This window comes from Streptomyces griseorubiginosus (genome assembly GCF_001514195.1).
Lineage (GTDB): Bacteria > Actinomycetota > Actinomycetes > Streptomycetales > Streptomycetaceae > Streptomyces > Streptomyces griseorubiginosus.
On the sequence record NZ_KQ948748.1, the window covers coordinates 27,328 to 40,862 of the forward strand.

Sequence of the window (13,535 nt, forward strand, 5' to 3'; positions counted from 1 at the left end):
TGCCTGCGAGCATACGGATCATGAAGCGATCCGACGATCTCCTGGCAGGGCTGGACGACATCAACTGGGCAGCCCTGGGCCACGCCTACGGCAGCGCCGAGGACGTGCCTGGCCAGCTCCGGACGCTGTGTGGACCTGCCCAGGAGGCCCGGGAGAACGCCTTCCGGAGCCTGTTCGGCAACATCTTCCACCAGGGCACCCGGTACTCGGCCTCTCCGTACGCCGTGCCGTTCCTCACCCGGATCGCTGTCGCAGGCCCGGCCGGCGCCCGAGTCGACGCCCTGAGGCTGCTGACCCGGCTGGCCGTCGACTGGCACGACGAATACGACCTCCCGCTCGGCATCAACACCGCCGCCTGGCGCGCCGCGGCCATCAGCCCGGAAGACACTCTGCGCTGGTACGACGCGCAAATAGCCGCCGAGACCGACGAGGAGCAGCTGAAAGGCTTGCGCGAGGGGCGGGCGTACTGCGCGGCCGGGCACCCCGTCGATGCCCGCGAGGGTGCGCTGCGCTCCTATGACGCGGTCCGCGCCCAGCTGCCCGTCCTGCTCGAACTGCTCGGCGACCAGGACCCGGAGATCCGCGCCAAGACCGCGTACCTCCTCGGCTGGTTCCCCGAGGAGGCCGCCGCCACCCTGCCCCCGCTTCTGGCCTGCCTCGACGGCGAGCGGGACCCCGTCTGCCTTGCCACGGTCCTCGTCGCGGTCGGGCTGCTCGCCGACCACGACCCGGACGGCCAACTCCGGCACCACCTCGACCACGAGCACCCCTTGCCGCGCTGGGCCGCCGCCACCGCACTGACCCGCCTGCTCGTCGCGCACCCGGTCGCCGAGTCCGGCATGCCGCCGGTGGAGCGCATCGCCGCCGAGCTGGCAGCCTTCGGCGCCGGAGCAGCCCCCGAGTCCGCCACCGCCCACCACGCCGGCGACCTGCACAGCTACACCGTCCGCAGCCTGCAGCTCCTGATGGGCTTCGCCGAGGACCCGAACGGGGTAATACGGGACATCGTCCGCGCCCTGTCCCATCTCGAGAAGACCGGAGTCGTGCCCCACCCGCTGGCAGCCCGCACCGCGAACCTGCTGGAAGCCCTGTTCGACCCCGCGGACACCGCACCGGCCTTCGCTGAACTCTCGTCTGGACGCCGGGAGTTGCTGAGAGCCCTGGCCGAGCTGCTCACCGCCGAGGACTTCCAATCGCTGCCGTTCGGCTCCGACCTCCACGAGCGGTTCACCCAGTACGGTCTACCCGGCACCCGCCCCGCTCTCCGCGCCTACGTCGGACTGTCCACCGAAGGGGAGGACCCGAGCTCCCCCCTCCCGGACCCCTGGGAGCCATTTCGCAACCACTGAGCTTGCCTGCCATCTCGGTCACAGCTCCAGGGCCCCTCCCACGGCCGGGCTCCCCCTCGCTCAAGGCCTTGGCGCGTGCCCGATGAGCTGGGCGACGTTGGGGGGAGTCACCGTCCAGTCGGATCCCCAAGCGATCTCTTGCATGATGTCCACCAGGCGTTGCCGGTCTTCTTCGGAAGGCGAGGCATCTTCCAGGTACACGACGAGGTAGGTAAACAGAGCGTCGTAGCTTGCCTGCAAGGTTTGCAGTGTGGTCGCCGCGTCACGGGCGGACAACCGACCGAATACCCTGAACCAGGCGCGGAACCAGGGCGCCAGCGACTCGTCGTCGATCCCGCAGGCTTGCAGGAAGGCGACGTACTGCCGGAGGTCTCGGGGAACGCGGCCGGTGGTAATGGCGTTGGCGGTGCTGCGCGGCAACCACCGTGAGGACAGCGCCATCGTCCGAGACTCCGGGCGGCCCTCCTGCGCCCAGGCGTTACGCAGCGCGTGGCTGAGACCAGCGACGTCTCCGACGCTCTGCAGGTCGGGCTGGACACCGGACCGGCGGAAGTCCCGCTTGGCCTGCTCAACAGCTCTCACAGCTCGTCCGTAGATGAGCTCGGTGTACATGCAATGCCTGGAGTCCCCCGTACATCCCCGCACGTACGCGAGCATCACCGGGCGGGCGGGCAAGGTCCTGCCGCTGGCGGCCCGCTTGAGGTGGGCAGCTGAGCATTTGCTTCGTACGGCGAGTTCGCCGTACGAAAGGCCTGCCGAGATTCGCAGTCGGCGCAGGTACTCGGCGAGCATGCCCAAGGCTGGCACCGTGTAGTCGACCGGCGATTCCGGACGTGCCATCATCGACCGCCCGTCAGCTGCCAGAACCGGGCGTCAGCGCGGCGTTCAACAGGCGCCGCAGCAGACCGCGTTTCCTGCTGCCGCTAGGGAAGGCGACAGTGAGCAGCACAGCGACCGCAACCGCGCCGGCGGCGGCCAGCAGGGTGACGGAGTCGCGCAAGCTCATGCCCGCGACCAGGCGCAGCACGACAGCGGCCGCGACGAAGCCCAGGACCACCATGGCCTGAGGCATACCGAAGCGCGCCGGAGCCGCTGGGTCTTGCGGCGCAGCGTTTTTCTGGGACATAGCCCTCCAAATCCAGGAGGCGCGGCCACGACGGCCGACACCCTGCAGCTGACATGGCGAATCCGGATACCGGAGCGGTTCGGCATGCCGCCCCGTGCGTGATCGGGATCCGGGCAGTCTGTACGGCTCGGGCTGTTGCTGCACAGCCCCGCCAGCGGCGTGCTGACCGCCCGGAACCAGACTTCCGTAAGGGAGAGTTGGCTCCAACTTCGTCCCAGTTGCCGCGTGCTGCTACCTGACTTCGACGGAGTACGAGGCGCCGGTGAACTCCCAGCCGTCAGTCCCTTCGCCGATGTCCTCGACGATGACGTCGTCGATGAAGTGGTCCTCGAACTCGTCGTCGGTCAGTTCGCCGGCGAGCCAGAGTTCCTCAATCGCGCCCCAGTTGCCCCGGCTACCGTCGATCCGCAGAGGCGCGGCGTCCACGGTGCCGCGCGTACGTACGTCATCGCCGGTTTTGACAACGCCGCTGATCTCGTACTGGCCGTCTGTGATGTGGTCGGGGAGCGGTTCGGCGGGGACGATGGCGACGTTCTCGTAGGCGGTGTGGATGAGGTCGCGGTAGGTGCGGCGGATGTTGTACTCGGCGTCGGACAGCCAGTTGATGAGGGTCTTGGTCGTGACGTTCAGGCCGGCGTCGGCGAGGGCCTGCTGGCCGCGGTGGGTCGCGGTGAGCTGGGAGAGCTGGGCGTGCCAGTGCTTGGCGCTGTAGGACGACAGGCGGTGGCGTGGGGTGACCTGGGAGCGCAGGAGGTCGTTGAGGGCAGCGCCGAGGGAGGTGCCGCGTCCGGTGGGGCCTGCCATCAGTCGTCACCTTCGAGGATGGTCTCGCCCGCTTGGACGAACTTCGCTTTGACTTCGCCGAAGCCGGTCCCGATCCGGTAGGTGGAGGGCGGGGTGCCGGGTGGGGTCCAGAAGATGGCCTGGTCGACGTTGCGCAGTGCGATGAGGGTGTGGCCTTCCTGGACGGCTTTGAACGCGACGGTCCAGTGCCGGACGGAGGCCTCGGCGACCATGCTCATGCGCCAGTCCGGCCGCCAGAACGGGGAGCGCTGGGAGGGACGTTTGGGCCACAGCAGGCGCAGCGCGATGGACAGGCGGGTCTTGTAGGCCTTGTAGGGGTCGCCGCCGATCTGGACGAGCTCGGTGCGGGCCTTGCGGGTGGCCTCGTAGAAGGTTTTGAAGAGGGACTCGTTGTACTTCCCAGTCCAGGAGTCGTAGATGGTCGGCATGGCGCCGAGGTGGTCGTCCCGGACGAGCTTCTCCAGCTGCTTGATGTGAGGGGTGGTGACCCACACCCGGCCGTCCTCGTCGGGACGGTCGATGATCCGGCCCAGGGGGTGCGGCACGTCGGTGCGGGGCCACTCGGGGATGTCGATGAGATAGATGCCGGCCTGCGTCTTGTCGTAGGCGTCGAGGGGGCCGGTGTGCAGGAGCTTGTTCGGGGCGAGCGGGACCGCCGAACAGGCCGAGGGGAAGGAGCCATTGCGGTCGATCAGGCACAACACGCCCTCTCCGAACGAGTCGGGTACCTCGATCTGGTCGCGGCGCACGCGCCTGCCGTTCGCCCGGATGTGGGGCACGCGGGTGGCGGTGACGTCGGGGTGGACCCAGCGGGGCTCGCCGTCCATGTGCTCGCTGATCAGCGGCCAGGGGCCGTGGTCGCGCTCCTCTTTGCGGATGACGCGGATCGGGTGCATCTTCGACCGGCCGACGGAGTCCTTGAGGATCTTCAGGGCGGGGAAGACGTGGCCCTCGGGCTCGTCCTCCTCATCCTCCGGCGTCAGGGGGTCCTCGTCCTCGTCGTCTTCCTCGTCCTCGACCACGTCGGCCGTCGCCTGCTGGTTGTCCGCCGGGGTCCGGCCAGCGGTACCGGCGGCACCGGTAGCGGGCGACTGTCCGGCCGCTGGGGTGGTGTCGGCGGACTCGGGCATGCCGTAGGGGCGCAGGGCGGCGGCGAGACGGTGCCCCTCAGGGGTGTCCGGCCACTGGGAGACCGTGGCGGCGGCCTGGAGGAGCGAGGGCAGGATCTCCTTCAGGGCCTCGTGGTCGCCGCCCGCGACCGCGGTCCGCCACGCGGCGAGCTCGTGGGTGAGGGCGGCGGGGATCCCCTGCTGCCCGCCGGACGTGTAGGGAAGGGCGGCTTCGGCCAGCTCGCGTGCGGCTGTGGCACCGGCGATCGCCGCGGGCCCCGGGCTTGCTGGGCTGTCGGCGCGATCGGCGGGCGCGGTTCCGGCGTCGAGGAAGCGGGCGTGGACCAGGTCGGGCTTCAGGTGCGCGGAGCCGATGGTGCCGAAGTCGCGTTCCGCGACGGTCACCTGGACCCGTGCGGGGTCGTCGGTCGGGATGAGGGTCAGTGTGATGTCGGCGTCCAGCAGGGCCAGGAGTGCGGGATCGTCGCTGTCCACGATGGCGAGGACCGGCACGTGCAGCGTCCGCGCGAGAGTGGCCAGGACCTGGGAGGCGTCCGGGAGACGGTCACCGGACAGCGGCAGACGGGCGCTGTGGGCGGCCTGTAGACGGTCCACGACCACGAGGGCCAGGCCCTGCATGTGCGGGGCGGTGTCCGCGATGTCCTCGGCCCGCAGATCACTACCGTCATCGATCATCAGCAGGTCCCCGGCCTGGACCAGTTCACGGGCTACCTGCTGTTCATGCTCGGTCAGGCGGCCCTGCTTCAGACGCGCGTACTCGCCGCCGGTTTCGGCGGAGATGATCCGGCGGAAGATGTCGTCCCGGTTCGGCCCCGAGGCCGCGTACAGAACCACGTGGTGGTCGACAAGCGCCGTCGTCCGTGCGGCCGCCAGCCCCAACAGGCTCCCGCCGACACTCGGACGAGCGGCCACCAGCGTCAGCTTGCCCCGCTGCAGACCGCCCGTGGCAGCGTCCAGGCCCGCCAGCCCGAAGGTGGGACCGCCGGAAGGCCCGTCGGTGAGGACGGAACCGATCGCGTCGCCGAGCGTGGCGAGCCTGCGGGGAATGCCGCCGCGGTCCTGGCTGCCTTGGCTGTTCACCGCACCTCCTGCGGTCGCCGCGCCGGGGTGCGCGGCCGTGTCGGACGAGGGGACATCAGGAGAGGGGTCGGCGGGGAGCAGCACCGCGACCGGAGTGGTGTTCCGCAGGAGCACCTGCGGCTGGCCCTGGGACGCCAGCGCGACAAGGTCGCCGAAGTCCCTCTGCGCCGTACTCAGCACGTGAGCCGGGAAGGCACCGATCTTCCGGGCTGCCGGAAACCGGTCCAGTGGCGCCAGCAGAGCGCGCACCTTGTGCTTGGTGATCACCGTGGCGCGCCCCTCGTCTTCGACGAGCTTCACGAGCGCGTACAGCGTGTTCCGCGCCGTGGTCGCGTTGATCGCGCCCTCTTCCTGTGGCGACTGACTCACTCACCCTCCCCGAGACTCAACTACCCATCAGCATAGCTGAATCCACCCTGTTATTTCGAATAGTCACTATTTTCCAGAGTAGTTTTCACTCATTGTTGGTTTCCCTGCTGTGTGGGTTGACGGGTCGGAGGTCCGCGTCCGATCGGTAGCGGAGAGCAGGAAGGCCGGGATCGCCGGCCCCGGCCTCCGCTCCGCACCGTCCGCAGATGATCACCCGCCGAACCAGCGGACTCAGCTTCCCGTCGTCACTCCTGCTCCTCGGGGCCGTCCTTGTACGCGACGTGCCCAATGGCGGAGTAGGCCGTGTTCAGCCTGCCGTGGAGCGCACCCACGAGGTCCTTCGCCGCGGCGGAGGACTCCGTGAAGCGCTGCAGGACGTCATCAAACGGTTCGCCCCGGGAGTCGCTCATCAGCCGACCCCGGTTCTGCAATTGCTGCACGGAGGCCTCGATCAACTCGACGGCGGTCCGCAACTCGCCGGCGCAGCGGGTGAGATAGCTGTGAACCCGGTACGCCTCCACCGGGCGCTCGATACCGCGGTCCTGAAGGGCGCGGACGAGTTCGACGAGGGAGCGGGCCGCGCCCTCCGCGTGCTGTTCGATGTTCTCGGTCATTGATCCGGTTCTCCTCGGAGGGGGCTGATCACATGCGGTCGGTGAACCGGCAGTAGGCGTGGACGGACACCAGCCGCTCCCAGTCGGGAGGCGTCGCTGCGCCCGCCTCCCACTCAGCAGGCGTAACTGCGCCCGCGTCGAGCGGGCCGTACAACAGGACCGTGTCCTGGCGGCGCGCGGCCTCCAGCCACTCGGCGGATGCCGACACCGGGGCTGGCACCGGTGCGCGCCACAGGATGCGGTCGTACACGTTCTGGCGCCATTCCCACGGCTGCCGTTCGGGCAGCAGGGTCGCGTCCAGCAGGCGGACGACGCCCAGCAGCGCGCCGCCCGTGCGGTCGATCTTCAGCACCCAGGCCGGATCCACGCTGGGCAGCCCCTGGAAGATGTAGGGCTCCCAGCCGCAGCGCCAACGCAGGTCGTCGTAGCCGGCCTCGGGAGACTCCGGGACCAGAGCCACCGACGGCACCAGGCCGGACCCCGTCCGCGTCATGTCGGTGCGCACGCTGTACGCGGCAGGGTGCGCGAGGGCGGAGAGGTCGACCACCACACCCGGGCCTGTCTGCGGATCGCTGCCCTCCACAGTCACGGTGACCGTCGACAAACCGTTGGGGCTGGGGTACCGCTCGCGCAGCAGAGCGGCGTCGACGTGCCCGTAGTACGTCCACAGGTCCAGCGTGTCCTCCAGGAGCTCCGCGCGGTGCTCCCGGGGCAGCATCTCGACCACGGGAGGCAGATGCCCCGGATCCCGGTATTCGCGGGCCTGCTTGACGAGCCCGAAGAAGGCCTGCGTGGCCCGGGATGCCTGGGCACCCGCGTCCGCCTCGCTCTCGGCGTGCAGGGTGTAGACGGACCCGGCAAGCACCGCGAGGACGACAGCGGCCTCGTCGAGGAGCTTGTCCGCCAGCAACTGCTGGCACGGTGCGCACCGTTCCATACACGCGCCGATCAGCGCCGACGCGGTCCGCATGTCCGGCGCGGTGTCGATGCCCCACCGCTTGGGGTCGGCCGGCTGAAGGTCCGCGGCCGACGGGCCGCTGCTGTGCTGATGAAGGGTGCCGGCGTTGGCGGAGGCGAACGCCGCCCCTCGGGTCCGGCTCGTGTTCCTCGCCCGGCTCTTGCGGCCATGGCTCTTGGTCATACGGCTCTCGCTTCCCGCGCCCCGGCCCCATGACCCGATGCGCGCGACGAAGAGCAGCATGCGGAAGGCTTCAACAGCTGTACGGTCGTTGGGAGTTGATGTTCGCCTCGCACTGATGCGCACAGTCCGGGCCCCGTTGTACGGGACCCGCGGGCACCTCTGCCGTCATGCGCCCCAGTCATGGGCCAGGCCGCTGGCTTGGGCCGATGCGACGGCCACTGCCAGCAGCCTACCGGTCGGCGGACCGCCCCCGTAGCCGGCGTACGAAAGTGCCCGCACTCGGCTGAACCAGTGGCGTGGCCAGGACACTTGCCAGCCTCCGGACTCGGCGAGCGCCGCGGGCGGAAGCGCGAGGTGCGGACTGCGGAAAATCCGTGCACCCCTCTCCGCGCGCGGGCCTACGCTCCCGTCATGTACAGCAGCGTCTTCGACCGCCCGCTCAGCGGCGGCCTCCGGATCGGAGTGTTCGACACCTCCGTTCTCACCCAGGACATCACGGCCACGCTCAAGCGTCGCCGGCCGTCTTCAATCCTGGACGGGATGCGTTACGGGACGCTGCGCGGCTTCATCCCCCACTACGTGTGGGCGGAAGTCCCGCGCGTACTCAGCGACCTCAAGAACGAGGGCCGTACCTTCGACCTCGCCGCAGCGGAGCAACTGTGGTGGCGCCACTACATCCCGCTCCTGCACGTCGTCAGCGTCAACGGACTGCCGATGACCCCGGCTGCCGACAAACTCGCCCAGGAGGACCTCAGCGACGTCGGCATCCTGCAACTGGCCGGCGTCCTCGCCCCCGTGGTGCTGTTCGCCGCCGACCCCGACCTGATCCGCCACGATGTCGCCGCACGAGACTGGGGCGCCCTGCGGGCCCTGCTCGGCAAGATCGGCGCAGCCGAAAAGGCCGTACGGAGCACCACCACCACGGTGGAACTGTCCGGCCGCTCCCTGCTCGCGACGGCCCGCCTGGCGCGCGCCCACCCGCTGGCCACCGGCGCCCTGGCGGCCGCCGCCGGACTCTACGCCTACCGCAACCGCACCCGGCTTCCGCAGGCCCGCACCACGCTCTCCCGCCTCGGCATCGAGGCCTTGATGGCCCTGAGCGAACCCTTCGACCGGCACCAACAGCACGTACGCACGTGGACGGACGCCGAACGCGGCACCGCAGGAGACGACGTACTCTCCCTGATCGCCCGCCTGCTCGCCCAGGCACCGGTGCCGATGACCCGCACCGACATTCTCGCGGCGCTCCCCCGCAGCGTGCGAGAACCCCACCGTCGGCAGATGGACGGGCTCGGCCGGCTCCTGCACCGCGTCCCCGCCTTCCACCAGCCCACCCCCGGCACATGGCAACTCGGCAGGACGAACATGCAGATCACAGCCCCGCCCTGGACGTAGCACGCCTGCCACCAGCACGTACACGAAATCGCTGACGTCCTGCCCGCTGTCGAGTTGAGGAGGGAGCATTCAGCGGAACGCACCCGTACGAGGTGCAGCGTTCAGGGGCCAAAGACGGCAGGCTCAAGAGGAGACAGAACAAGCTGATGCGGAACGAGCGAGGTGTTGGCATGGACGATGACTTCGGGCCTGTGGTCGCCTCCTACACGTGGGACGAGGCCTTTGAGGACGGCGCCTTCATCAAGGTCCCGCCCGCGGCGGCAACCGCGGCTGGCATCGACATGCCGCTGGCTATCACCCCCGGTGCGCGGAAGGAGTTCGTGGAGGGCGGCGACGGCGATGAGGACGACCGGCTACGGACGGTGCTGTCCGCGGTGGCGCGGGCCGTCAAGCGGGGACCCGACGACGAGGTGTGCTTCGTCGTACCGGCTGAGGAACTGCCTTCTGGGCAGACGCCCGGCTGCGGCAGTTCATCGACAGCCATGACTGGATCAGCCGCTACCTCCTGCCGGCCTATGCACCCGACCTCAACCCCGTCGAGGGCGTCTGGTCGCTGCTGCGACGCAGCCACCAGGCCAACACCGCCTTCACCGACCCCGACCACCTGCTGAGTGCCCTTCGGCAAGGGCTCCGGCAGATTCAGTACCGCAGTAACCTCATCGACGGATGCCTCAAGGAAACCGACCTCACCCTCACGACATCACGCCAGCAAGGTCAGTAATGTCTCGTGGCGCGGCCGTCGTACTCCTCACGGGCGGCGAGGACGTCCTCGATGTACCGCACCGACCACTCCGTGAGCGCCTTCAGGGGACCGCGCAGCGTCTGGCCGAGCGGGGTCAACTCGTACTCCACGCGGATCGGCACCTCCGGGTACACCGTCCGCAGGACCAGTCCGTCGCGTTCGAGGGTGCGCAGCGTCTGAGTGAGCATCTTCTCGCTCACTCCCGCTAGCCGCTGCCGCAGTTGGGTGAACCGGCACGCTCCGTGCTTGCCGAGTTCGCCCAGCACGAGAACCGCCCATTTGCTACCGATCTGGTCGAGTACGTCACGCGACGGACAGCCGCGCGCGTACGGGTCCCACGACGGTATGGGCTCGATCACATCCTTAGCGGTCGCCACACTACTCACCTCGATACTTTCTCCCGGGTTATCACCTTACCGCGAAGTGGTCCCTTACCAAAAGAGAGTGACCAGGTCATCCTGAGGTTCGTGCCGCGGGAGGTCCGCGGCAGGAAGGAGCGACCCCATGTCAATCGTTGTCACCGGAGCCTCCGGCCAGCTGGGCAGGCTCACCGTCGAAGCACTGCTGGCGCGCGGAGTGCCGGCCTCGGACGTCGTGGCGACCGGCCGGGACATCGCCAGGTTCAAGGATCTCGCCGACCGCGGTGTCGTGGTGCGTAGGGCCGACTTCGCGGACCCGGACAGTCTCGCGGCGGCCTTTGAGGGAGCGGACAAGCTGCTGCTGATCTCGACCACGACCGTGGACGAGCGGGTTGCCAACCACCGCCGCGCCATTGACGCCGCGGTGGCGGCGGGCGTGTCGCTGGTGGCGTACACGAGCATGTCGCACGCGGACACGGCCACCACGATCCTTGCCGACACCCATCGCGCCACTGAGGAGTACCTGCGGGAGCGCCCGGTCCCCAGCGTGATGCTGCGCAACAGCTGGTACCTGGAGAACTACACCGCCCAGCTGCCGTTGTTCCTCCAGCACGGCGCTGTCATCGGGGCCGCAGGCGAGGGAAGGGTCAGCGCCGCGTCCCGCGCCGACTACGCCGACGCCGCCGCGGTCGTGTTGTCCACCGAGGGTCATGCCGGCGCGGTGTACGAGCTGGGCGGGGACGAGGCGTTCACCCTGGCCGAGCTCGCTGCGACGGTGTCCGCCGCCACCGGAAAGCAGATCACCTACACCGATCTGCCGGCGGAGAAGCTCGTCGAGGCGCTCACCGGCGCGGGCCTGCCGACCGAGCTCGCGCAAGTCCTCGCCGACTCCGACCTCGGCCTGGGCCGCGGCGAGCTGTTCACCGGCTCCGGCGACCTGAGCCGTCTGATCGGACGGCCGACCACGTCGCTGGCCGAAGCGATCGCCGACGCGCTGCGCTGACGGGCCGACGACCACCGATTCGCTTCTTCCATTTGCCCACGTCCCTCCCGGTCCCCCGGGGGAAAGGTCCTTCACAATGTCCACCCGCACCACCGCGTACGCCACTTGGCGGTGCGCGCTCCTCACTCTCACCGCGACTTCCGCCGCTCTGGCGGCTCTCGCGCTTCCCGCCGCCGCCGCGCCCGCCCAGGACCTCGAGGGCAACAACCACACGATCACGGTCAACGGCAGCCGGGCCTTCCCCGAGAGCGTCGCGGCCGACCGCCACTACGTCTACACCGGCAGCATCGCCGACGGCACCGTCTACCGCGGGCGCCTGGGGGCGAAGACGCTCGAGCCCTTCCTGCCGGGCGGCCAGGACGGCCGTACCCAGGCCACCGGGATCAAGACCACCGGCAACCGGCTGCTGGTCGCCGGCGCCTTCACCGGACGCTTCTTCGTCTACACGAACACCGGCAAGCTGGTCTCCTCCTACACCGTCCCCGACACGGGCGAGAAAACCCTGGTCAACGACGAGACCGTCACCCCCGACGGGGACGTCTACATCACCGACTCCTTCCGCGCCGTCGTCTACCGGATCCCGGCCGCCGAGGTGAACGCCCCCGCCACCGGCGTCCATCGGACCCTGGAGGTCGCCTACCGCCTGCCGGACTACGTGGCCGGCCAGTCCAACGGCAACGGCATCGTCACCACCCCCGACGGCAAGTCGCTGATCATCGGCTACTGGTACAGCGGCGCACTCTACCGACTCACCCTCGCCACCGGCGAAGTCCGCAAGATCGCCGCACCCGCACTTACCAGCGCCGACGGCATCACACGGCGAGGGAACACGCTATACATCGCCCGTTCTGTGAACAACGAGGTCGCTACGGTGCGGCTCTCCGACCACGACACCCGGGCCAGCGTCTCCTCCGAGCGCACCTACCCGGGAGCCGACACGACCACCGGCGTCGCCGTGAGCGGAAACCGCCTCTTGATAACCGACTCCCAGATGGACACCTACCTGTACGGCACCCCCCTGACCAGCCCGACATTCACCATCGAAAGCCTGCCGCTGCACTGACCCCGCACTATCGGTTCGGTGCTGTACTTGCGGCGGGTGGGACATTTCGCGGCCCGGTCGGAGATCAGTCCGCTGTTCGCTCTCTGGGCCTGGGCGAAGGCGTCGCGGCGTCCGGTACCGCCGTATCGGGGCCCACTGCCCGAATTCGGAGTTGGCGTGCTTCACGCAGGTGCGGGTTGGTGTGGTGGCCGCGTGCGGCCGTGCGGAGCATCTCAGACGCCTGTTGCCGGCCCGGCTGGTGGTGTACTTCGTGCTCGCCCTTGCCCTGTTCTCGCCGGCGCCGTATCTGGAGGTGATGCGGCACCTGGTCGAGGGCCTGCGGAGCCAGGGGCTGCTGGGCGAGTGGCGCATCCCGGCGAAGTCGTCACTGTTTCGGGCCCGCCAGCGCCTGGGATCGGAGCCGCTGCGGGTGCTGTTCGCCACGACCGCGCAGCCGATGGGCACCCAGACCACCCCGGGCTGCTTCTGGCGTGGGCTGCGGCTGCTGGCGGTGGACGGCACCTGCTGGGACGTCGCCGGCAGCGCGGCCAACGAGGCCGCCTTCGGCCGCCCCGGAAACAGCCGCGGCCACGACAAGTCCGGCTTTCCCCAGGTGCGGATGGCCTGTCTGATCGAGGTGGGCACCCACCCCGTGCTGGATGCCGAGCTGGCCGGCTGCCGCACCGGCGAAGTGACCCTGGTCAGCCGCCTGCCACGCTCCTGCGGGCCCGGCGAACTGGTCCTTGCAGACCGGGAGTTCCTCGGCGTGCCCATGTGGAGAGCCTTCACCGACAGCGGTGCCGATCTGTTGTGGCGGGTGCCCGCCAACCGGATCCTGCCCGTGGAGCGGATGTTGCGGAACGGATCGTGGCTCTCGCGCATCCACGCCACCACCGACCGGGCGCACCGTGATCCGGTCCCGGTGCGGGTGGTGGCCTACCAGTTGCACGGCACCGGCCGCGAAAGCGAGGACTACCGGCTGGTGACCACACTGCTCGATGCCCGTCGTTATCCCGCCCGCCAGCTGGCTGCGCTCTATCAGGAACGCTGGGAGGTGGAGGCTGTCTTCGCCGAGCTCAAGAGCCATCAACGCGGAGCCCGCACCGTGCTCACCTGCAAGACGCCCGACGGTGTCCTGCAGCAGATCTGGGCTCACCTGCTGGTCCACCACGCGCTGCGCGAGCTGATGGTGAGAACCGCCGCCGCCCGCGGCCTGGGCCCGGACCGGGTTTCCTTCACCGAAACCCTGCGCTCCGCCCGGCGCAGCGTGACCCTCACGCCGGGCAGCTTTTCCCCCTGAGCTGCTGGTCAGAGCCCTCGTCCTGCTCCAGCACGACCTGCTCGAACGCCTCCTGCCACCCAGACGGCTGCGCAGCCAGCC

12 protein-coding genes and 1 pseudogene are annotated in these 13,535 nt (G+C 69.5%); 6 read left to right on the top strand and 7 right to left on the bottom strand.

The features are described 5' to 3' along the window. Positions 1–20: 20 nt before the first annotated feature. On the top strand, positions 21–1,349 hold the full coding sequence (locus AQJ54_RS40025) for a HEAT repeat domain-containing protein (RefSeq protein WP_062246180.1): 1,329 nt from the start codon (positions 21–23) through the stop codon (positions 1,347–1,349). 60 nt (positions 1,350–1,409) lie between these two features. Here AQJ54_RS40025 and AQJ54_RS40030 read toward each other — a convergent pair whose 3' ends face one another. The 6 genes from AQJ54_RS40030 to AQJ54_RS40055 form a co-directional block, all read right to left on the bottom strand. Beyond that, positions 1,410–2,141 (bottom strand): helix-turn-helix domain-containing protein, encoded by a 732-nt coding sequence (locus AQJ54_RS40030; RefSeq protein WP_248845566.1) that lies wholly within the window; start codon positions 2,139–2,141, stop codon positions 1,410–1,412. Between the two features lie 61 nt (positions 2,142–2,202). Next, positions 2,203–2,409, bottom strand: a complete 207-nt coding sequence (locus tag AQJ54_RS40035) for a hypothetical protein (protein ID WP_159055626.1) — start codon at positions 2,407–2,409, stop codon at positions 2,203–2,205. A gap of 297 nt (positions 2,410–2,706) precedes the next feature. Next, complete coding sequence (locus tag AQJ54_RS40040) at positions 2,707–3,279, bottom strand: hypothetical protein (RefSeq protein ID WP_062246184.1); 573 nt, start codon at positions 3,277–3,279, stop codon at positions 2,707–2,709. Beyond that, the gene (locus AQJ54_RS40045) at positions 3,279–5,858 is read right to left on the bottom strand and encodes a type II toxin-antitoxin system prevent-host-death family antitoxin (RefSeq protein WP_248845557.1); all 2,580 of its coding nucleotides are present in this window, start codon (positions 5,856–5,858) and stop codon (positions 3,279–3,281) included. Before AQJ54_RS40045 ends, AQJ54_RS40040 begins: the two co-directional genes overlap by 1 nt. Before the next feature lie 245 nt (positions 5,859–6,103). Beyond that, a complete protein-coding gene (locus tag AQJ54_RS40050; RefSeq protein ID WP_062246186.1) occupies positions 6,104–6,472 on the bottom strand; it encodes a hypothetical protein in 369 nt (122 codons plus the stop codon). A gap of 28 nt (positions 6,473–6,500) precedes the next feature. After that, positions 6,501–7,613 carry a hypothetical protein gene (locus AQJ54_RS40055; protein WP_159055627.1) on the bottom strand — a complete coding sequence of 371 codons (1,113 nt, stop codon included), beginning with the start codon at positions 7,611–7,613 and terminating at the stop codon, positions 6,501–6,503. Positions 7,614–8,024: 411 nt separating this feature from the next. Between AQJ54_RS40055 and AQJ54_RS40060 the strand changes: the two genes are divergently transcribed. Together AQJ54_RS40060 and AQJ54_RS44440 are read left to right on the top strand one after the other, a co-directional pair. Next, positions 8,025–9,008: a PIN domain-containing protein gene (locus tag AQJ54_RS40060; protein WP_062246191.1), complete on the top strand. Its 984-nt coding sequence runs from the start codon at positions 8,025–8,027 to the stop codon at positions 9,006–9,008. A 451-nt stretch (positions 9,009–9,459) separates the two neighbouring features. After that, positions 9,460–9,729: pseudogene (locus AQJ54_RS44440) on the top strand (transposase); the annotation flags it as partial. Here AQJ54_RS44440 and AQJ54_RS40070 read toward each other — a convergent pair. Further along, positions 9,723–10,127 carry a winged helix-turn-helix transcriptional regulator gene (locus AQJ54_RS40070; protein WP_062246194.1) on the bottom strand — a complete coding sequence of 135 codons (405 nt, stop codon included), beginning with the start codon at positions 10,125–10,127 and terminating at the stop codon, positions 9,723–9,725. The pseudogene AQJ54_RS44440 and the gene AQJ54_RS40070 sit on opposite strands and share 7 nt — an antisense overlap. Positions 10,128–10,254: 127 nt before the next feature. Here AQJ54_RS40070 and AQJ54_RS40075 point away from each other — a divergent pair, with 127 nt between their 5' ends. From AQJ54_RS40075 to AQJ54_RS40085, 3 genes are all read left to right on the top strand, one after another. Then, positions 10,255–11,112 (top strand): SDR family oxidoreductase, encoded by an 858-nt coding sequence (locus AQJ54_RS40075; RefSeq protein ID WP_062246196.1) that lies wholly within the window; start codon positions 10,255–10,257, stop codon positions 11,110–11,112. A 76-nt stretch (positions 11,113–11,188) separates the two neighbouring features. After that, entirely contained in the window at positions 11,189–12,175 is a 987-nt protein-coding gene (locus tag AQJ54_RS40080; protein WP_062246198.1) for an SMP-30/gluconolactonase/LRE family protein, read from the top strand. 151 nt (positions 12,176–12,326) lie between these two features. Next, the gene (locus AQJ54_RS40085) at positions 12,327–13,454 is read left to right on the top strand and encodes an IS4 family transposase (protein WP_159055628.1); all 1,128 of its coding nucleotides are present in this window, start codon (positions 12,327–12,329) and stop codon (positions 13,452–13,454) included. Positions 13,455–13,535: the final 81 nt, after the last annotated feature.

Excerpts from the sequence above, each read along its gene's own strand:
- AQJ54_RS40025 (WP_062246180.1), top strand. The coding sequence starts at position 21 with ATGAAGCGATCCGACGATCTCCTGGCAGGGCTGGACGACATCAACTGG.
- AQJ54_RS40030 (WP_248845566.1), bottom strand. The coding sequence starts at position 2,141 with ATGCTCGCCGAGTACCTGCGCCGACTGCGAATCTCGGCAGGCCTTTCG.
- AQJ54_RS40035 (WP_159055626.1), bottom strand. The coding sequence starts at position 2,409 with ATGGTGGTCCTGGGCTTCGTCGCGGCCGCTGTCGTGCTGCGCCTGGTC.
- AQJ54_RS40040 (WP_062246184.1), bottom strand. The coding sequence starts at position 3,279 with ATGGCAGGCCCCACCGGACGCGGCACCTCCCTCGGCGCTGCCCTCAAC.
- AQJ54_RS40050 (WP_062246186.1), bottom strand. The coding sequence starts at position 6,472 with ATGACCGAGAACATCGAACAGCACGCGGAGGGCGCGGCCCGCTCCCTC.
- AQJ54_RS40055 (WP_159055627.1), bottom strand. The coding sequence starts at position 7,613 with ATGACCAAGAGCCATGGCCGCAAGAGCCGGGCGAGGAACACGAGCCGG.
- AQJ54_RS40060 (WP_062246191.1), top strand. The coding sequence starts at position 8,025 with ATGTACAGCAGCGTCTTCGACCGCCCGCTCAGCGGCGGCCTCCGGATC.
- AQJ54_RS40075 (WP_062246196.1), top strand. The coding sequence starts at position 10,255 with ATGTCAATCGTTGTCACCGGAGCCTCCGGCCAGCTGGGCAGGCTCACC.
- AQJ54_RS40080 (WP_062246198.1), top strand. The coding sequence starts at position 11,189 with ATGTCCACCCGCACCACCGCGTACGCCACTTGGCGGTGCGCGCTCCTC.